This window comes from Acetobacter sp. P5B1, from assembly GCF_018811985.1.
GTDB classification, from domain to species: Bacteria; Pseudomonadota; Alphaproteobacteria; order Acetobacterales; family Acetobacteraceae; genus Acetobacter; species Acetobacter cerevisiae.
The window spans coordinates 90,453-108,879 of sequence record NZ_JACRVS010000006.1 but is presented as its reverse complement, the minus strand read 5'-3'; the positions used below and the strand labels follow the sequence as shown (position 1 = coordinate 108,879).

Sequence of the window (18,427 nt, the reverse complement as noted above, 5' to 3'; positions counted from 1 at the left end):
AGGGCATGTCGCCTGTTGCCCTCAACGTATTTGGGGAAAGACCAATGAGCAAAAAGAGCTTTCGTCAGGCGATTAATGAAGCCCTGCGTCAGGAAATGCGGCGTGACCCCACGGTTGTGCTGATGGGTGAAGATGTGGCCGGGGGGCAGGGCGGCTCCTCTGGCGTGAAAGATGCCTGGGGCGGCGTGCTGGGTGTCACCAAAGGCCTGCTGACCGAGTTTGGGGAAAGCCGTGTGCTGGACACCCCGATTTCCGAAGCTTCCTATATCGGGGCGGCGGCGGGTGCTGCGGCGACCGGCCTGCGCCCGGTGGCGGAACTGATGTTTGTTGATTTTGTCGGCTGTTGTCTCGACCAGATCATGAATCAGGCTGCCAAATTCCGCTACATGTTTGGCGGCAAGGCGCGCACACCGCTGGTCATTCGTGCCATGTACGGGGCCGGGTTTAATGCAGCCGCACAGCATAGTCAGGCGCTGTATCCGCTCTTTACCCATATTCCGGGGCTGAAGGTTGTGGTGCCGTCTTCTCCTTATGAAGCCAAAGGCCTGCTGATTGAAGCGATCCGTGATGATGACCCGGTGATCTTCCTTGAAAACAAGGTCATGTATGATGACGTCGAGGAAGTGCCGGACGAGGCCTATACCATCCCGTTTGGGGAAGCCAACCTGACGCGTGAAGGTGATGATGTGACCATTGTCGCCATTGGTCGCATGGTGGGTATGGCGAACGAGGCCGCAGACCGTCTGGCAAAACAGGGCATTTCCTGTACCGTGCTGGATCCACGCACCATGTTCCCGCTGGATGAGCAGACCATTCTGGAATGTGTGGAAGATACGGGCCGTCTGGTGATTGTGGATGAATCCAGCCCGCGCTGTAACATGGCGTGCGATATTTCCGCCCTTGTGGCCGAGCAGGCTTTTGGCGCGCTGAAGGCTCCCATCCGCCGCGTGGTCCCGCCGCATACACCGGTGCCGTTCTCCACCCCGCTGGAAAACCTCTATATGCCCAATGCGGATAAAATTGAAGCGGCGGTTAAAGCCGTCATGATGCAGAAAACGCGTGAGGTTGCCTGAACAATGACAAAGATCCTGACAGCCCTGACGATGCCCAAATTCGGTCTGGCCATGACGGAAGGCAAGCTTGCCTCCTGGACCCTCTCCCCCGGTGATACCGTGCGGGAAGGGGATGAAGTGGCGGATATTGAAACCAGCAAAATCACCAGCGGGTATGAAAGCCCGGCCTCCGGTATTTTGCGCAAACAGGTTGCGCAGGCGGGTGAGACGCTGCCGGTTGGCGCTCTGCTGGGGGTGGTGGCGGATGCGGAGGCCTCAGACGAAGAGATTGACGCGTTTATTGCCAGTTTCAAGGCCGACACTGACGAAGAAGGCGGGGAAGAGGCCGAGGCCGCCAATGCGGAACCGCGTGTGATTACGGTCGGTGAGCATAGCCTGAATGTGCGTGATGTCGGGCGGGGCGACGGCGCGCCTGTCCTGCTGATCCACGGGTTTGGTGGTGATCTGAGCAACTGGATGCTGAATCAGGATGTTCTGGCCCGCCATCAGCGTGTGATTGCGTTTGACCTGCCGGGGCATGGGGCATCGTCCAAGGATGTGGGCGACGGGTCTGTTACGGTTCTGGCTGAGGCGGCGTATGAACTGCTGAAGGCGCTGGATATTCCAAAAGCGCACATTCTGGGCCACTCACTGGGCGGGGCGATTGCGCTGGCTCTGCTGCGGGATTACCCGGACGCCGTGCTGACGCTTACCCTGGTTGCGCCTGCCGGCATGGAGCGCGAGGTGAATGCGGAAAGCCTGCGGGAGATGGTGGAAGCCGACCGCACGCGCGATATGCAAAAAGCCTTGCAGGTTCTGGTGCATGACAAATCTCTGGTTGGCCGCAGAATGGCGGATAACGTGTTGCGCGTCCGCCGTCTGGATGGCGCGCGGGAGGCTCTGCGCACCATTGAGGCCGCCTGTTTTGCCAACGGGCAGCAGTCGATTGACCTGCGCCCGGTGCTGGATGCGGCCCGTATTCCTGTCACCCTCTTCTGGGGTGAGGCAGATGAAGTCCTGCCGGTGGCCGGGGCAAAAAATGCTCCCGACCATGTGGTGAAGCATCTTCTGCCGCAGGTGGGCCACATGCCGCAGCTTGAAAAAACTGTTGAATTCAACAGGCTGGTTGAGGCGTTTTTAGAGAAGGCTCAGGTAACGGCCTGACCTCTCAGAATACTGACATGTGCGGCATCATGCGGGAGCAGGGTGCCGTACTGATCTGCGTAGTGGGTGGCAAAGGCTTCCCGCTCCAGCCGTTCGCAATAATCCAGATAGCGGATTAACGCGCGCTGGCCGCGGAGCGTGTTGCCATAGGTGCGCTTGTAGTGCTTCCACAAAATCAGCACGTTAACGGACCACGCATCATACGCGTGTTCCGCCACGCGCTGGCGGACTAAAGAGGGCAGCTGGTCAAACGCCTGCCAGTCATCCCCCGTATAACGCCGCCACATGTCATGCCGCAACGTGCGCTCGTTAGAGGTTTCGGCCTTAGGCATAGGCGTCTTCCTCCTCCGGCTGGCGGTGCCGCCATACGGGGAAGGGGTCTGGCAGGTTGGCGTACAGTTCTGGCTGAAAGCGCCCGGTATCCTGCGGGGCAAGGCAGGCATCCAGAGCGGCGCGGAGGGCGGGTTCATCCATTTCCGGCGTGCCGATAAAGACAATTTCCTGCCTGCGGTCCCCGTAAACCGGGTCCCATTTGCCTACCAGCATCGCCTTCCAGTCGTCATCCTCCGGCCAGTGCTGGGTGGGGATCACGCACCACCACAGGCCCATGGCCTGCGTGCGGACCAGTGCGCCAGCCTGCCCGAGTTCGCCCACCCATTCCGGGCGTGTTGCCAGCCAGAAATGCCCTTTGGCGCGCACCACGCCGGGCCATGAGGTATCAATAAAGGCCTTGAATTTTTCAGGAATAAACGGGCGGCGCGCGCGATAGACAAAGCTGCTGATGCCGTATTCTTCCGTTTCCGGCACATGCTCGGCGGCACCATAAAGCTCTTTGTACCAGAGCGGGTGTTGTTCGGCTTTGTCATGGTCAAACCGGTGGGTGTTCAGCACGCGGTCCAGCGGCACGATGCCCATATCGGTTTCAATCAGATCGGCATCCGGATTCAGGGCGCGGATAATCTGTTTTGCGGCGTCCCGCTGCTCCGGCGTGGCGGTGGACACCTTGTTGAGAATGACAACATCCGCAAACTCGATCTGCTCCACCAGCAGGTCCACCAGTGCGCGGTCATCCGCATCCCCTGCGGTCTCGCCCCGGTCTTTCAGAAAGTCGGTGGAGGCGTAATCCTTGAGCAGATTAACCGCATCTACCACAGTGACCATCGTATCCAGCCGGGCAATATCCAGCAGGCTCTGGTCGTCCTCATCCCGGAAGGAGAACGTGGCGGCGACGGGCAGCGGTTCCGCAATGCCGGTGGATTCAATCAGCAGATAATCAAACCGGCCTTCATCCGCCAGCCGACGCACTTCTGTCAGCAGGTCATCGCGCAGGGTGCAGCAGATGCAGCCGTTGCTCATTTCCACCAGCTTTTCATCCGTGCGGGAGAGGTCCGAGCCCTCACGCACCAGATCGGCATCAATATTCACGTCGCTCATATCATTCACAATCACGGCCACGCGGCGGCCTTCACGATTGTTCAGAATATGGTTGAGGACCGTGGTTTTTCCGGCTCCCAGAAAGCCGGAGAGAACGGTAACAGGAAGCCGGTTTGGCATGGTGCTCTTTCCTTCGGATTGCGGTTCCGATGTCGTATATGATACGTTATATCATAACGTCACGATAAAGCGAAACCCCATGCCGCACACGCCCTTATCCTTCCATTATCCCACGCCAGACGCTGCGTTTCAGGCCATTGAGCAACCCACATGCCATATCGCGGTCGCAGACCGTGCTCTGGGGCAGGATCTGGAAAACGCGGCGCAGACCTATCTTGAAGAGGGGCCTTCCCTGATCCTGACAGCAGGCACCCCGGACGAGCTGGCGCAGGAACTTGCGCCGGTTTTTACGCCGGCCACACGGGCCTTGCTGGAGGATGCGCTGGGGCTGGTGGACGGCTATTGCGCGGCGACAGGGATGGACGCCGTGCGCTTCCGGCTGGAGCGGATTACGCATGATAGTTGTCGTCGCTTCCATGTGGATCATGTCGTGCTGCGTCTGCTGTGCACCTATGTAGGGCCGGGGGTGCAGTGGCGTGTGGCGGATCTGGGGGAAGAGGCCGCGGTGTATCAGGCGGAGGCAGGCGCTGTGGCGTTACTTAAGGGCGGTTGTTATCCGGGCTGGCAGCCGGAGGGGGCGGTGCAGCATCGTTCGCCACCGCTTTCTGCGCTGGCAAAACCCGTCACACGCCTGTTGCTGACGCTGGATGCCCCACAGGCCTGCGGGATGTCAGACGATCAGCGGCGGATCGTGCGGAAGGAAGTGGCGCACTCTTAGGCGTGCGCGTGCGGGAAAGGAGTGTGAGAGCTTCCGTTCAACGGCGTGAAAAGGTAGAGTTTGTTTTTCATCATGAACCCTTGAAGAAACGGCCATGCAGAAATCAAAGCTCTTCTTTCTTGCGGTTCTGGTCATGCACCCTCCAGTCGCCTGGGGTGCGCAGGAGGACAAGGCTGCGATGGTCTTTCGGATTACGCCGGTTAAACCCCTTGAGGTTTTAATGCGGGAGGCGCTTGCGGCCTCACCCCCGGCGCAGGATAAGATAGTGCGTGCGCCGGATCTGGTTGATCTTGCAACACTCACGCCGGATTTCAAATTCGATATCCGCTATGCCACGACAGAGAATTTTCTCAGCACGCCGGTTTATTCCTCATCCCACGCCTTTTTGGAAAAACCTGCGGCGGAAGCGCTCGCCAGAGCCTCGGAATATTTAAAAACAAAAGGTTATGGGCTTTTAATTTTTGATGCCTATCGCCCGTGGTTTATTACCAAACTGTTTTGGGACGCAACGCCTGCGGACAAACACCAGTTTGTCGCCAACCCCGCACATGGGTCCAGACATAACCGGGGCTGTGCGGTGGATCTGACCTTATATGACCTGAAAACCGGGCAGCAGGTGATCATGCCCAGCGGGTTTGATGAAATGACGCCCCGTGCCTATTCCAACTATCCGGACGCGCCGGAAGAGCAGAAAAAGGCGCGGGATCTGCTGCGGGACGCCATGCAGCAGGAAGGCTTTATACAGCTCCCCGCTGAGTGGTGGCATTTTGATTACCGGGACTGGAACAAATACCCTGTGCAGAACATCCGATTTGAAGACATTAAATAGCCGGTTTTAGCCGAGCGTTACGGTGTGGCGGCGTCTGCCGTATGCACCGTAAGCCAGCTTTTTGCCGTATCAATGGTAATGGTGGCGGGCTTATAGGCTTCCGGCGGCGCGGTGAAGATGGAGCTGACATAGGTTTGCGGGTTGCGGTCATACAGCGGGAACCAGCTTGACTGCACCTGCACCATAATGCGGTGGCCGGGCAGGAAGGTGTGGTTCATGATCGGCAGCCGGAACTGGTAAAGCTGGGCCTGATTAGCCGGAATAGCCTCGGGGTGTTCAAAGCTTTTACGGTACCGCCCGCGCAGAATGTCACTGCTGACCATAAGCTGATAGCCGCCCAGTTCCCGCTGTTCGGGCACTTCATCCGGGTAGACATCAATCAGTTTCACAACAAAATCGCCATCCGTGCCACTTGTTGTCGCGGTCAGATGCACAAGCGGCTGGCCGTCGAGTGCCACCGGCTGCGTCAGCACGGGGGAGGTAAAGGTTGCCACATCCGGGCGGGACGCCGCATTGCGCTGGTCTGTTGAAAGCCAGTTATCCCATGCGGAATTTGCGGCCCCTCGGGTAATGACCGGACGCTGCACATACGGCACCGGATGTGCCGGGTCAGACAGATAACTGACAGAGCCGGACGTCTCGGTCGAGCCGTTTACAGCAAGCTGATATTTGGCCGTAAGATGCAGAGTGGTGCAGCCGGTTGTGCAATCCCGCGCGGGGAGGGCCTCTCTGGTTTCCCAGTCATCAGAGCCACTGCGATAGGCGGAGACGCGCTGCGGCAGCGGGACGGCGTCATCTTTCAGATAATGGGCCAGAAAGGGTTCAAGAATTTTTTTGCGGAAATACAGGCCGGTATCGGAAGGAAGTTTGATGGGGCCAAGCGTGCTGGCTTCTTTGATCTCGCCGCCGTGGTTCCACGGCCCCATCGCCAGCCACAGGTTTGGCTGGTCTGCCTGCTTCTGTTTAAGCGCATAGTAAAGGGCGATGGCCCCGTAATTATCTTCCTGATCCCACAGGCTATGCACGAGGAGCGTTGGCACTTTCAGCGGCAGGTCCGCAAGCACATGGTCCATCGCCTGCTGCTGCCACCAGCTATCATATGCCGGGTGGGCCAGAAGCTGCCGGAAAAAGCCGATCTGCTCCATGCCACGTTCTTTCCCCAGCGCGCCGGCGGAAACGGAATTCAGGAAAAGATCATAATTGTCATACTGGTTGCCCCACCAGATGGCCGTTTTTTTCGCCGTGGCATCCTGATTGTAAATGTAGGACAGCATTTCTTCACGGAAGGCTCCGTTATGGAACCAGTCATCGCCCATCCAGCTATCCACCATCGGGTTCATGGGGACGGAAACCTTCAGGGCCGGGTGGGGGTTAATCAGGGCGGTGAGGGAGGTATAGCCGTCGTAAGAGACGCCGATAATGCCGACCTTGCCGTTGCTTTGCGGCAGGTTGTGGACCAGCCATTCAATGGTGTCCCAGGTGTCGGTGCTATGGTCGACTTTTGTGTGGTTCAGCGCCCCGCGGAGGGGACGGTTCATCACATACTGCCCCTCTGAGCCATATTTGCCACGCACATCCTGCACTACGCGAATATAGCCGCCATCCGCGATCACGTCCGGCATGTTGTCATAGCCCTGCAACACAGAGCGCATGGTGCCGCTCTCTGCCTGAGACGTCATGTGCTGGGCGTTATACGGGGTGCGGGTCAGCAGGATAGGGGCGTTATGGGCGGATTTGGGGATAAGGATGACGGTATGCAGTTTGGCGCCATCACGCATGGGGATCATCACATCCCGGCGGATGAAGTCAAACTTGTCTGTATTCACAGTAAATTTTGCAGGCATATCAGGGGCGATATCAGCATTTTGCGCTGCATGATCCTGCGCGAAGGCGGGTGTTGAAAGCGCAGTCATGCAGAGCAGCAGAAGAATATTTTTGAACATGGAACCCCTGAGTATAAACAACCGTGTCGTCTATGGATCCGGCTTTTGCCGGGTGATGAACCTTAGAATTCTGCCGATACGGTACCAAAGAACTGGCGCGGGGACGCAACAAACAGGTTGGCGTTATCATCCCCGGTGACGGCAGCGGAGCCGTAAACGCCGCCAATATAATTTTTATCAAACAGGTTGGTGATGCCGAAAGTCGCTTTCATGTTCTGGGCAAAGCCAATTTTTCCAAAATTATAGGCAAAATTCATGTTGGCGAGCCAGTAGGCCGGGATGCTCTGATCATTCATATACGTCATCGGGCGGGAGCCGATATAGTTGACGTTGAAGTTAAACATGGCCCGTTTGTAAGTGTAGTTCAGGTTGGCTTTATACATGAACTTTGGGTAGTAAACCTGATGCTTGCCGCGAATGTTGTAATTCTGTCCGCTGTAATTAATGGAGCGGCTTTGATATTCGGCATTGTTCCAGCTGAAGCTGTTGGTAATTTCAAGCCCTTCTATGGGGCGGATGGTGGCCAGAACGTCGGCCCCATTCATGGTTTCCCGGCCCACGTTCAGATAGGCATTGTTCGTGTTATTGGCGCTGCCTTCACTGATTGAGGCAAGGCGGTTGTAATAGTCCGTATGGTAGAAATCAGCAGAGGCTGAGAAAAAGCGGGAGTCATAGCGGTAGCCCACAACGTAGTTCCATGTGCGCTCCGGGCGTAGAACCTTTTTACTTTCATCAAACACAACCTGCGCGGGGCGGCTGGCATTGCCCAGCCCACCCCAGGCGTTGTCCCCGCCTGTTTGGGCAAAATAGTCATAGGCCCGCATGTTTTCTGCAATATCCCAGTAGAATTCATGATGGCTGAGGAAATGGTAATCAAAATTGAAGTGCGGCAGGAACGCCGCAGAGGCTGTGAGTGACCCGTTAACAGGGTGCCGGTAATATGTATTCCAGCCTTCAGCCGCCAGCTGATCGGTATAATCGGCTTTTGTGCCGCCGTGTGTGGTCTGGGTCAGGGATTTAAAGCCAGCAAGAAAGGTCATGCCAGGGGTAATGGTCCAGCGATCCTGCAGGAAGAACTGGAACGTGTTGGTGTTGAAGGTGTTCTCAAACCAGGTGTGGCCTGTGCCACTCTTGAAGTCAGACAGCCAGTTATGGGCAGAGGTCAGGCCATCTTCATAAAGTCTCTGATTATAAATCCACTGGTTGTTTTCATACCAGATACCGGTTTCAATTTTATTGTGGTGCGGGGCTTCAATGGTGAATTTTTGCGTAAAGCCCAGACGGCGCATGGCCGCATGCGACATGCCGAGCGCCATGGGGACGCCGGACACGCTGCCATCTGCGTTCAGGCTTGGCGTGCCATAGCTTGGCGAGGTGACAAAGTTGTTGGTGCCCCCATAGATGGCACTGTTGACGTTACCGTAAGCGACCGTGTCAGACTTCACATTTTTAAACAGGTCGTAGTGCATGTTGACAGAGGAGAGGTAGCTTCTCTGTAACTGGGCGGCATCCCACGCGTAGTCGCCAATTTCATCATTGGAGAGGACGCCTGCGTAACCCGGTGGCACCTCAGATGTATATTGAGCATAATAAGCCCACTGTTTTGCTTTTTCGTAATCGGGCTTCAGATAGGTTGAATCACGCCCCATCTTTTCCCACATGTTTTTGGTCATGGACAGGTAATTGCCCTGTGTAAAATTACCGTAGCCAAAAAAGGCGGTAATCTTGCCACGGTCCCCAAGAGGCTGCACGACTTTTGCATTGGCCTGCAATTCGCTCTGATACCCTTGGCCTTTCCACAAATCTGATTTGGTGCGGGCAAAGGATGCATAGAATTTTGTGCCGGTGGAATTCAGGATGCCACTATCAACGCGACCATAGGTGCGGAAGGCATTGAAGCTGCCAAATGTCTGGCTGACTTTGCCGCCAGCCTTATCCTTGGGGTCGGAGGACGTATAGGTCATGGCCCCGCCAAGGTTCTGGGCGGAGAAGGAGTCCAGCGCGCCAGCCCCCTGAGACATGGACATGCCGCCAATGTCATCCTGAATCATGGCCTGTGTGATGGAGACACCATTATCGTTAATAAAACCCTGTGTGCCTAAGGGCATGCCATCAAGGGTTGCGCCAATCTGCATTTGCGTAAAGCCGCGCAGGTAAAACGTGTTTGCGTAGGTATCAAGGCCAAAGGCATCTGTGGAGGTAAAGTTGGCCCCCGGGGTGGTCTGGGCAAGGATCTGCATCGGGTTGGTGCCCGCAACAAACCGGTCCATGACCTTACGGCTCACGGTGACCTCTGCGCCATGACTGGCAACACGGTGCGTGCTGACGTTGACTTCCTCACTATCTTTGCTGACCAGAGGGCCTGTGCTGCGCTTTTTGCGCGGCGCGGTATGGTCTTTTCGTGCAGAAACAGAAGCAGGCGGTGTGTGGGCCGCAACCGTGTGCGATGAGCGCTTTTTGGGGCTCGTGCCAGCGGCGGACGGCGTGGCTGCGCCAGCAGTTGTATCAAAAAGCAGACCTGCCAGAGCAGTACCAAAGAGCAAAAGTGACTTGCTATATCGTTCTTTTACAACCTTGTTACGCTTGCCCATCGTCAATCCCTGCTCCGTGGTCTGTCTCTGTTCTGATCAGTGCGCAGTGGGCCGGTTGTCTCTGGAGCACCGATTTTGCGCATGATCCTGTGAGAACATGTTGCTGACCCGGAACTAATATTGTCAATAATCGATAATGAGGGGGTCTGATAACCCTGGGTTAAGGGCAGCTGTTTATCGCACGCGCCCCATGAGCGTCGAACCAGACCGTGCCATTGGCGATCATGGCCTGCCCGTTATGGACAAACATCTCATGCGGAATGGCGCCCCGCAGGCTGTTGAGGACACAGGGCGTGAAAACCCGCGACCATGATGTGGAGAGCGCTGCGGGCGTTTTAAGGGTGAAGGCGTGTTCCGCATTTACCCTTAAAGGCCATGAGATCAGTTTTGCCGTTTCTGCCTTGTTGCCGCTCAGCACGCTGCGCAGGAAGCGTTGCACCATAGCCTCGAAAACCGCAGGGGGAGCGTCTGTGACGTCCTCATACAGGGCGTTGGGGGCGAGGTGATCTATGGAGGCAAGATCCAGTTTTACGGGATAGGTTTTTGTGCCGTTGATCCAGGTTCCGGCCAGTGCTGTGGAGGTCTGGAAGGTGAGCGGGGCATGAGCGTCTTTATCGCTTGTTTCAAAATGCAGGCTGAAGCGGCCACCACCGGGTTCGCTCAGCGTCATCTGCTCTCCTGAGTTCTGAGCAGACAGGGGAATATCGACCAGATTTTTTACATAGAAATAATGCGCGTTTGCTACTGTCTGGTCGGGCCGAACGGAGAGCGTCGCCCCGATGGGATACGGACCGAGTGTGCCGGACAGGCGGTAATTGTCCGGCGTGGGTTGTGGCATTTGCGTAGGAGAAGCGGCTGTGTCCGGGGTGCGTTCGGCTGTGCGGCTTGCTGTGCTGGCGCTTGTGGCCAAGGGGGAGGACGATGCGGTTTGCGCAGGTGTGGGGGACGGCGCAGCGGGGGGCGCAAGGGGAGCCGGAGCGGCACCTGCCGTGGTGGGTGGCAGGCTAAGCAAGCTGAAGGCCAGTAGTTGTGTGGTAATCCGCTTCATCCCTCTGGCCCTTCCGGCGTTGCGCAATCCTGACGGGTAGCATAGCGGCAAAAGAGGAGCTGTGCAGCGTGTGGCGGCGCGTTATGATGTCTTGCAAACAGGATAACGCGGGACGGGGAGCAAGGCTGCGCATGAGATGCGAAGAGTGCGGAACGGAGTTCCCCTGTACGGCAGACGCCCGGTGCTGGTGTATGCAAAAACCCCATGATGTCCCTCTGCCTGCGGATGCTGCGATGGGGTGCCTGTGCCCAGCCTGTCTTGAAAAGCGGCTCCGGCAGCAGCAAGGCATACCGCCAGCCTCCGGAAGAAAGCGCTGAGGCCAGAGGGCTGTAGCATCTATTGAGAAATCGTAGAGGCGAGTTTCAATAGGGTGTGAAATGATAAAAGGTTTTCAGGAGGTGCAGGGCTGCTCCGCATGAGGTGAGCGCATTGCCGTTGCGCGACATCAAGGGGCTGGAATTTGATTTAGATCAAGGGCCGGAGGCGCAAAGCTGGAGACACTACCTCTGGAAAGCGTAGAGGGACCTGTGGGGTCGCTGCGCGAAAAAGGAGGATGTTCGGATGACCATTTATACAACAAACGGTCGTGCCCCTGTTGTGCGTGTTCCGGTTGGCAATGTTCGTGTAGCGGACCCGCTGACAGCTCTGGAACGGCAGATGAGCCGCCTTTTTGAAGATTACAAGGTGCCGGAAAGCGGTGCGCCTGCCCATCGTCTGGGGGCCACGGATATTACGGAAAATGCTGCGGGCTATGTTGTGGCGACGGAAGTGCCGGGCTGTGCCGAGAGCGATATTAAACTGAGTACGGCCAATGGCGTGCTGAGCATTCGCGGTGAAAAGAAGAAGCCGGAAGTGGAAGGCCCGGTCAAACAGCATCTGGCGGGCCGTCAGTTTGCTGCGTTTGAGGAAGCCTTTACGCTGCCGGATGATGTGGATGTCGAAAAAATCAGCGCATCTCTCAAAAATGGCGTGCTGAGCGTGACACTGCCCAAAAAGGCGGAAAGCAAACCTGCGGAACGGCATATTGCCATTAACGCAGGCTGAGACTGTTTTGAAAATTTAGCTTTCCAGAAAGGAAAGACCATGACCGCTAAAACAAACAAGAGCGTTGAAATTGCCGGCACCCGTTATGAAATGCTGGGCACGATGAATGATGGTGACTGCAAGGTGCGCCTGAAAAACACCAAAGGGGAAGTCGTGGAAATGACCTGTGACTCCTTTATTGACCAGCTGAATAACGGCACCGCCCGCTATCTGTAAGGTCTCTGGTTTGCCTGCTCGGGTGTCCTGAGCAGGCATTTTCAGACCCCTTCAGGTGCCGCAGGCCGGAGGGGAGGGGGACACGGTCTGGGCGCTGCGTAAGGCAGGCCCGGCCCTGTTGGCCCAGAGAGAGGGCGGCCCGGAAGCGGGAGCCGGAACGGGATCATCTGGGCATAAACCGCCAGCCAGCGGGGTTTGTGCCAGAGAGGCCTGAAAACACAAACGCCCCCTGTGGTGACGGACCGCAGGGGGCGTTGCTATGAGAGACACCGTGCGCCGGAGCGTAGCGGGTGCGTTGCTCACACAGAGGGCATGCCGCTGTATGAGCGGAAAACCTCAGTCCATCCGCACAGACGGGCGGACAAAGCGGTCCAGCCAGTCGGTCAGGCAGGCAATCGCACCGCGAGGGACGCCGTAGAGTTCAAACTGATGCTGGCGATACAGAGCGGTGTGCCCCAACCGGGCGCTCAGGCCATGCAGTGCGCCACCGCCAAACGTCTTGCCATCCGCAAACGCGCCCCAGCCATTATAATTGCCGAGGGCAACAATCGCGCCTTTGTTGTTGAACTTGAAGGGCGGCACCGGCGTCTGGTTCAAAATCCATTGCGGCAGATATTTTGCCAGATGGTGCGCTTCCTGCCGTGCAACCTGCGCCGTGGGGGGCAGGGGGCTTTCCGCAATAAAGGAACAGTCGCCGACTGCAAAAATCCGGTCATCCAGTGTGGTTTGCAGGTTGGGTTTCACCACCAGCTGGCCGCCACGGCCGCATTCCAGACCGTCCATTTCTCGCGTAACGTCCGGGGCTTTCACACCCGCTGCCCAGACGCGGAACTGCGCATCTACGCGGGAGCCGTCCTTGAGGATAAAGCCTTTTTCATCCACGCCGCTGACCATGGCGCCAGTGCGGACGGAAATCTTGAGGGCTTCCAGCTGCTGGCGGGCTTCCTCGGACACTTTTTCCGGGAAGGACGGCAGAATACGCGGCCCGGCTTCCAGCAGGGTAATGCGCATTTCCGGTGTGGTGGGCGTAAAGTTGTACAGGGAGCCGATATCCAGCGCCTTGTGCAGCTCTGCGGCCAGCTGCACGCCGGTCGCCCCGCCACCCACAATGGCGATATCCAGCGGTGTGCCGCGCCCATAGGCCTGCAGGACGGCATGGCGGAAGCGTTCGTTGAAGTTGTTGGCTTCCACCACATTATCCAGAAAAATGCAGTGGTTCTTCACGCCCGGGGTGCCAAAATCGTTGGCGCGGCTGCCAATGGCAAAAATCAGGGCGTCATAGTCCACATGCCGCTCTTCCAGAATGACTTCATCCTCATCCTGCTCTGTCAGCGGGGCGAGGGTCAGCCTGCGGGCGGCACGGTCCAGATGGGAAATTTCCCCATAGCAGAAGCGGAAGCCATGCCCGGCGGCGTGGGAGACAAAGGTAATGCGGTCATTTTCATTGCGCGCGGTGCCAGCGGCAAAGCAGTGGAGCATAGGCTTCCAGACATGGCTGAACCCTTTATCCACCAGGGTGATATCCAGCTTGCCAGAGCGGCCCATGCTGTTTCCCAACCGTGTGGCGAGTGCCAGGCCGGCAATGCCGCCCCCTACAATAACCAACCGAAACCGATCACTCATAACGTCACTATCCTTTCGTGTTCCGCAAGTATCGGCGGCGGAACAGAACTGCGCAACACACTGCCTCTTGAGGTCACGCAATTGTCTCTTACGCAGGCGGATGCCCGCTTAGCCTGCGGAAAGATCCACAAGGCCGATCAGCCCCTCTTCCGTGCCAAATCCCAGCAGGCATCCGTCCGAACTATAGGACAGCGCGCTGATAGCACTTCCCCCGTTCAGGCAGACCGGCAGAACCCGTTGCGATTCCGGTTCGATCATAATGACAGACCCGTCCGCAAATCCAGCCGCCAGAATTTCCTGCTCCGGGTTGTACGCCACACGGGTGCAGAGCGCACCGCCCATTCCCGGCAGTTCCGCAGGGGGTTTGCCCATCGGGCCGCCACCAAAGAACGGCCACAGCACCACAACATCTGCGCCACTGGTTGCCAGCCATTTTCCCGTGCGGGAGAAGGACATGGACTTCACTTTGGTGGGGTAGCCGCTCATGCGGATATTGTGTCCGTCGGACAGTCGCCAGCCGTGCAGGTCATTATCCTGCATGGAGGTGATCAGAGCCTCGCCAGCCGGATGGATTGCAATACCGGTATGGCTGCCCTTCCATTCAAGCGAGCGTACGCTCTCACTTTTAGGCTGCGTATACCACACGGAGGCCCCGTTATAATGGGAGGCCGCAATCCGCTTGCCTTTGGTGTCAAACACAATGCCGGTCACGGAGGAGGGGTGCTCCAGCGTTTTCAGCACGGTCTCACCGCGGCCATCGCGCAGTTCGACCTGCTTGCCGGAGGCGCTGGCAATGTAGGCGGCCTTGGCATCCACATGGGTGGCGACATGCTCCACCCAGCGACGGGTCTTGCCCAGTTCCTCAATTTCCCCGTGCATGTCCAGACGGCACAGGCGGCCATCATCACCGCCGGTCAGAAAGCCGCCGGGGTCTGTATCCGGGGCCAGCGCAAGGGCAGCGCCATCATGCACGGCGTAGGTAGCCCAGCTGGCTGGTTCCGCCAGATCGGCCCGGTGGGCGACAATCACGTCACCTTCCGCCGTGGTGAAAGCAAAGCGCATGTTATCGCGGGAGGCGGCGCAAGCGGTGATGTGGCCTTCAACCGTGCGGGATGCCCCGCGCTTTTCAATCAGGCCGCGGAGTTCGGTAGGAATGCTCATGCGACAGCGCAGCTTTCAAACCCGCGCCGAAGCTGGGGCCGGTTGAGGTTGCGACCAATAAAGACAAGACGGGATTCCCGTTCTTCGCCCTCTTTCCACGGACCGATGTCATTGCCATCCGCCATCATGTGCACAGCCTGAAACGCAAAACGGTCGGACTGGCCTTCAAAATTCAGGATACCTTTGGTGCGGAGGATATCGGCCCCCTTTTCCTGCAGCAGCGCGCCGATCCACATCTGGAAGCGGCCAGCATCCAGCGGCTTTTTGAGGGAGAGGGAGATGCTGTTCACGTCTTCCTCATGATGGTGGTGCGTGTTTTCCAGAAAGTCCGGCGTGGTGGAGAGCGTGCGCTGGAGGTCAAACCCGCCAACATCCATCACATCCGCCAGCTTCACATTGCCTTTCTGGGCTTTGTGGATGGGTGCGAAGGCGTTGATTTTGCGGATGGCGTCTTCCACGGCCTTAAGCTGGGCCTCATCCACCAGATCGGTCTTGTTGAGGATGATGACATCCGCAAAGGCGATCTGCTGGTGGGCTTCCGGGCTTTCCTTCAGCGTTTGCAGAAAGTTCAGCGCATCCACCACCGTCACGACGGCATCCAGCCGGGTTTTGGCCCGGACGTCTTCATCCGCAAAGAAGGTCTGCGCGACGGGAGCCGGGTCTGCCAGGCCAGTGGTTTCAATAATAATGCCGTCGAATTTGTTCCGGCGCTTCATCAGGCTGCCGAGAATGCGGATCAGATCCCCGCGTACTGTACAGCAGATGCAGCCGTTGTTCATTTCGAACACTTCTTCATCCGCATCGACAACAAGGTCGTTATCCACGCCCAGTTCACCGAATTCGTTAATCACCACAGCATATTTGCGGCCATGTTCCGCCGTCAGGATGTGGTTGAGCAGCGTAGTTTTTCCGGCACCCAGAAAGCCCGTCAGCACCGTAACAGGTACCAGCGTATCCGCAGGCTCGGAAGTAAGGGACGCATCAGACATGAAGACAGGCCTCCGTTAAGATTACATTCGTGCCTCTTCATATAGGGGGCCAGAGCGCAGAGGGCCAGAGAGGGGGCTGAGAAGGGCCGTGCAAGAGGCTGAAAAAGGAATCAGGAATTAAACATTAAGAAACCGTATGAAATGCTTTTTTCTTACCATCTTATGAGCGGAAAAAAGAACCAATTGTCTGATTCAGGGAATCCAAAATCCGATTCGTTCTGAGGAGACTCTATTTTTAGATTGGCATATATTCTTATTTTATAACTGAATATCAGATATTACCTAGACTATCTCATTGATATAGAACAAAAAATAAGACTCTCACAAACAGGTGAAAAATATGGACAGAAATTCATAAGATGAATTGGGAGTGAGTGATGTTATGGAAAGTGTATCAAAGTAGTCCTGATTTAATCAGGCTTTTTGAAAAATAAATGCAGAGCCTTATTCGATGCGAGAATAAGGCATTTTTTTGTTGTGTTTGAAAAAGCATCCGGAGGTCAACTATGGCTAACTATAGTGGGACGACAGCGTCAGGCCTCGCCTATACTGCAACATCAACCAATGTCGGCGTCCCGCCTCTTCTGGGGACAGTCGTCTATGACGTCGCCATTACAGGAAGTGACGGCTCGACGGTCGAAACTCTTAATGGTCTGACTGCAGGGATCGAAATTTTAGGGCTTTCCGTTGCACCGACGGGCAATGTTGTTACGGGTAGCGACGGTATCAGCACGTTGCTGAATGTGCTGGGCGCTACATACGTCACCATGCCGGGCAGTACGGGTGGTATTACCATTGTTGCGAATGCTGCCAGCGGGAATACCTATTATATTGGTGGTAATACCAATATTAATATTCTGGTTAATGCTCTTGCCGGTAATACGATCAATATTTATGGCGGCACGGCGCAGTTCTCCGGTAACCTCGTCGCGGGGCTTTTGACTGGGTCCACTATTAACATTGGGTATGGCGGCACCTATTCCGGCTCTGTTGGGTTGATCAATATCCTCAGCGGGGCCACCGTGAATTTTCAGGATGGTGGCGGCACGCTGGTTCTGAACGCGGATAATCAGGTGCTCAGTCTGCTGGCCAGTAATGGCGTGCAGGGGGTGACGTTCAACAACTACAATCCCGCAAGCGATACGATTGAACTTCAAAACACTGTTCAGGCGATCAGCAGCTACAACATTAGTTCCAACGGAACACAAAAAGTGGTGACCCTGTATGGGGGAACCGATAATAATACAGTTGTTGCGGAATATGCGGTCACTCCGGCCTCAGGTGCCTCGTTGCCGGATGGCACTTATAACAGCATTGATAGTCAGGACTCATCGCTCAACCCGCTGCAAATTACGTATAGTAACGGCAATACCTATATTGGTGCCTGTTTCCTTGCCGGCTCCATGATCCGCACCCCGGACGGGGAGCGTGCTGTGGAAGAGCTGAGCGTTGGTGAGACTATCAGCGTTTTTGAAAATGGTCAGTTTATTGAACGCCAGATTGTATGGGCAGGAAAAACAACTGCGCATGTGCGTGTCGGCTTGCCGGATGATGAAGCCGGTTATCCTGTCCGCCTGCTGAAAGATTCCATCAGCGCCGGTGTGCCGGAGCGTGATCTGCTGGTAACGCCCGAACATTGCCTGTATTTTGAAGGCGGTTTCATTCCCGCACGGATGCTGGTGAATGGCCACTCTATTCTGTTTGACCGCAGTGTGACCTCGTATGACTACTATCATATCGAGACCGCACAGCATTCTGTGATTATGGCCAACAACGTGCTGACAGAAAGCTATCTGGATACGGGCAACCGCAGCAGCTTCCGACCGCATGGGACGGTATCGCGGATCAGTGCCGGGCAGGCGCGGAGCTGGGCAGAAGATGCGGCGGCACCGCTGATGGTAGAGCGCGAGCGTGTTGAGCCGATTTTCCGCCAGATTCTGGCGCGCGCGGACGCTATGGGCCTTCCGGCTGTCACAGCTCCTCCGGCGCTGACGGAAGACGCGGACCTTTATCTTGTGACGGACGAAGGACGCACGCTGCGATGCATGCGGACAGTGCGCGGTAAGGCCCTGTTTATGGTGCCGGGGCAGGTGCAGGCGGTCAGGCTTCTCTCCCGCACCAGTCGCCCGTGTGATGTGCAGGGGGCTTTTGTGGATGATCGTCGTTCCCTTGGGGTGCGTGTTGGGGAGATGGTGTTGCAGGTGGCAGGCGCAGGTTTGCCTGTTACGGCGCATCAGACTGAGGCTGACCTTTCCGGCTGGGCGGAAACGGAAGACGGTCCTGGTCGCTGGACCATGGGCGATGCCTATCTGCCCTTGCCGCCGCGCGCATCGGAAAGCTTTGGGATGCTGAGCGTCCAGATTCTGGATGCAGGCCCGTATTTTGTGCCGGAGAAAACAGAGGCTGCCAGCGTTGTGAGCTTCTGAACGCATCTTCTGGTTCCATTTAAGCAGCAGAAAAGGCCCGGTGATAAAGCCGGGCTTTTTTTGTGCCCG

Annotated in this window: 16 protein-coding genes; 7 read left to right on the top strand and 9 right to left on the bottom strand. The window is 56.8% G+C overall.

Annotated elements, in window-relative coordinates; all coding sequences use genetic code 11:
- The first annotated feature begins 44 nt into the window (after positions 1 to 44).
- Together KP703_RS05620 and KP703_RS05615 are read left to right on the top strand one after the other, a co-directional pair.
- On the top strand, positions 45 to 1,073 hold the full coding sequence (locus KP703_RS05620) for an alpha-ketoacid dehydrogenase subunit beta (protein ID WP_062143013.1): 1,029 nt from the start codon (positions 45 to 47) through the stop codon (positions 1,071 to 1,073).
- A gap of 3 nt (positions 1,074 to 1,076) precedes the next feature.
- Entirely contained in the window at positions 1,077 to 2,216 is a 1,140-nt protein-coding gene (locus tag KP703_RS05615) for an acetoin dehydrogenase dihydrolipoyllysine-residue acetyltransferase subunit (RefSeq protein WP_062143016.1), read from the top strand.
- Here KP703_RS05615 and KP703_RS05610 read toward each other — a convergent pair.
- Complete coding sequence (locus KP703_RS05610) at positions 2,201 to 2,548, bottom strand: DUF6525 family protein (RefSeq protein ID WP_062143019.1); 348 nt, start codon at positions 2,546 to 2,548, stop codon at positions 2,201 to 2,203. The two genes, KP703_RS05615 and KP703_RS05610, sit on opposite strands and share 16 nt — an antisense overlap.
- A complete protein-coding gene (zigA, locus tag KP703_RS05605) occupies positions 2,541 to 3,770 on the bottom strand; it encodes a zinc metallochaperone GTPase ZigA (RefSeq protein WP_215754070.1) in 1,230 nt (409 codons plus the stop codon). Before zigA ends, KP703_RS05610 begins: the two co-directional genes overlap by 8 nt.
- 79 nt (positions 3,771 to 3,849) lie before the next feature.
- Here zigA and KP703_RS05600 point away from each other — a divergent pair, with 79 nt between their 5' ends.
- A complete protein-coding gene (locus tag KP703_RS05600; RefSeq protein WP_215754069.1) occupies positions 3,850 to 4,488 on the top strand; it encodes a DUF1826 domain-containing protein in 639 nt (212 codons plus the stop codon).
- A 94-nt stretch (positions 4,489 to 4,582) separates the two neighbouring features.
- Complete coding sequence (locus KP703_RS05595) at positions 4,583 to 5,317, top strand: M15 family metallopeptidase (RefSeq protein WP_252353862.1); 735 nt, start codon at positions 4,583 to 4,585, stop codon at positions 5,315 to 5,317.
- 17 nt (positions 5,318 to 5,334) lie between these two features.
- On the opposite strand, the gene KP703_RS05590 is transcribed toward KP703_RS05595, so the two are convergent.
- The 3 genes from KP703_RS05590 to KP703_RS05580 form a co-directional block, all read right to left on the bottom strand.
- Complete coding sequence (locus KP703_RS05590; protein ID WP_215754068.1) at positions 5,335 to 7,260, bottom strand: CocE/NonD family hydrolase; 1,926 nt, start codon at positions 7,258 to 7,260, stop codon at positions 5,335 to 5,337.
- Between the two features lie 62 nt (positions 7,261 to 7,322).
- The gene (locus tag KP703_RS05585) at positions 7,323 to 9,851 is read right to left on the bottom strand and encodes a TonB-dependent receptor domain-containing protein (protein WP_215754067.1); all 2,529 of its coding nucleotides are present in this window, start codon (positions 9,849 to 9,851) and stop codon (positions 7,323 to 7,325) included.
- A gap of 160 nt (positions 9,852 to 10,011) precedes the next feature.
- The gene (locus tag KP703_RS05580; RefSeq protein WP_215754066.1) at positions 10,012 to 10,899 is read right to left on the bottom strand and encodes a hypothetical protein; all 888 of its coding nucleotides are present in this window, start codon (positions 10,897 to 10,899) and stop codon (positions 10,012 to 10,014) included.
- 561 nt (positions 10,900 to 11,460) lie between these two features.
- Between KP703_RS05580 and KP703_RS05575 the strand changes: the two genes are divergently transcribed.
- Together KP703_RS05575 and KP703_RS05570 are read left to right on the top strand one after the other, a co-directional pair.
- On the top strand, positions 11,461 to 11,943 hold the full coding sequence (locus KP703_RS05575; protein ID WP_062249169.1) for an Hsp20/alpha crystallin family protein: 483 nt from the start codon (positions 11,461 to 11,463) through the stop codon (positions 11,941 to 11,943).
- Positions 11,944 to 11,982: 39 nt separating this feature from the next.
- Positions 11,983 to 12,159, top strand: a complete 177-nt coding sequence (locus tag KP703_RS05570; RefSeq protein WP_167347350.1) for a hypothetical protein — start codon at positions 11,983 to 11,985, stop codon at positions 12,157 to 12,159.
- 51 nt (positions 12,160 to 12,210) lie between these two features.
- Here KP703_RS05570 and KP703_RS05565 read toward each other — a convergent pair whose 3' ends face one another.
- The 4 genes from KP703_RS05565 to KP703_RS05550 form a co-directional block, all read right to left on the bottom strand.
- The gene (locus KP703_RS05565) at positions 12,211 to 12,462 is read right to left on the bottom strand and encodes a hypothetical protein (protein WP_215754065.1); all 252 of its coding nucleotides are present in this window, start codon (positions 12,460 to 12,462) and stop codon (positions 12,211 to 12,213) included.
- Positions 12,463 to 12,495: 33 nt separating this feature from the next.
- Positions 12,496 to 13,782, bottom strand: coding sequence for an NAD(P)/FAD-dependent oxidoreductase (locus tag KP703_RS05560; protein ID WP_215754064.1), 1,287 nt, complete (start codon positions 13,780 to 13,782; stop codon positions 12,496 to 12,498).
- Positions 13,783 to 13,890: 108 nt separating this feature from the next.
- A complete protein-coding gene (locus KP703_RS05555; protein ID WP_215754063.1) occupies positions 13,891 to 14,943 on the bottom strand; it encodes a WD40 repeat domain-containing protein in 1,053 nt (350 codons plus the stop codon).
- Positions 14,940 to 15,932, bottom strand: coding sequence for a GTP-binding protein (locus tag KP703_RS05550; protein WP_215754062.1), 993 nt, complete (start codon positions 15,930 to 15,932; stop codon positions 14,940 to 14,942). The genes KP703_RS05555 and KP703_RS05550 overlap by 4 nt, the downstream gene beginning before the upstream one ends.
- 506 nt (positions 15,933 to 16,438) lie before the next feature.
- Here KP703_RS05550 and KP703_RS05545 point away from each other — a divergent pair.
- Positions 16,439 to 18,358 (top strand): Hint domain-containing protein, encoded by a 1,920-nt coding sequence (locus KP703_RS05545; RefSeq protein ID WP_215754061.1) that lies wholly within the window; start codon positions 16,439 to 16,441, stop codon positions 18,356 to 18,358.
- Positions 18,359 to 18,427: the final 69 nt, after the last annotated feature.

Bases quoted from the DNA above. Each gene is read 5' to 3' on its own strand.
- KP703_RS05620 (WP_062143013.1), top strand. From the start codon at position 45: ATGAGCAAAAAGAGCTTTCGTCAGGCGATTAATGAAGCCCTGCGTCAG.
- KP703_RS05615 (WP_062143016.1), top strand. From the start codon at position 1,077: ATGACAAAGATCCTGACAGCCCTGACGATGCCCAAATTCGGTCTGGCC.
- KP703_RS05610 (WP_062143019.1), bottom strand. From the start codon at position 2,548: ATGCCTAAGGCCGAAACCTCTAACGAGCGCACGTTGCGGCATGACATG.
- zigA (WP_215754070.1), bottom strand. From the start codon at position 3,770: ATGCCAAACCGGCTTCCTGTTACCGTTCTCTCCGGCTTTCTGGGAGCC.
- KP703_RS05600 (WP_215754069.1), top strand. From the start codon at position 3,850: ATGCCGCACACGCCCTTATCCTTCCATTATCCCACGCCAGACGCTGCG.
- KP703_RS05595 (WP_252353862.1), top strand. From the start codon at position 4,583: ATGCAGAAATCAAAGCTCTTCTTTCTTGCGGTTCTGGTCATGCACCCT.
- KP703_RS05590 (WP_215754068.1), bottom strand. From the start codon at position 7,260: ATGTTCAAAAATATTCTTCTGCTGCTCTGCATGACTGCGCTTTCAACA.
- KP703_RS05585 (WP_215754067.1), bottom strand. From the start codon at position 9,851: ATGGGCAAGCGTAACAAGGTTGTAAAAGAACGATATAGCAAGTCACTT.
- KP703_RS05580 (WP_215754066.1), bottom strand. From the start codon at position 10,899: ATGAAGCGGATTACCACACAACTACTGGCCTTCAGCTTGCTTAGCCTG.
- KP703_RS05575 (WP_062249169.1), top strand. From the start codon at position 11,461: ATGACCATTTATACAACAAACGGTCGTGCCCCTGTTGTGCGTGTTCCG.
- KP703_RS05570 (WP_167347350.1), top strand. From the start codon at position 11,983: ATGACCGCTAAAACAAACAAGAGCGTTGAAATTGCCGGCACCCGTTAT.
- KP703_RS05560 (WP_215754064.1), bottom strand. From the start codon at position 13,782: ATGAGTGATCGGTTTCGGTTGGTTATTGTAGGGGGCGGCATTGCCGGC.
- KP703_RS05555 (WP_215754063.1), bottom strand. From the start codon at position 14,943: ATGAGCATTCCTACCGAACTCCGCGGCCTGATTGAAAAGCGCGGGGCA.
- KP703_RS05550 (WP_215754062.1), bottom strand. From the start codon at position 15,932: ATGTCTGATGCGTCCCTTACTTCCGAGCCTGCGGATACGCTGGTACCT.
- KP703_RS05545 (WP_215754061.1), top strand. From the start codon at position 16,439: ATGGCTAACTATAGTGGGACGACAGCGTCAGGCCTCGCCTATACTGCA.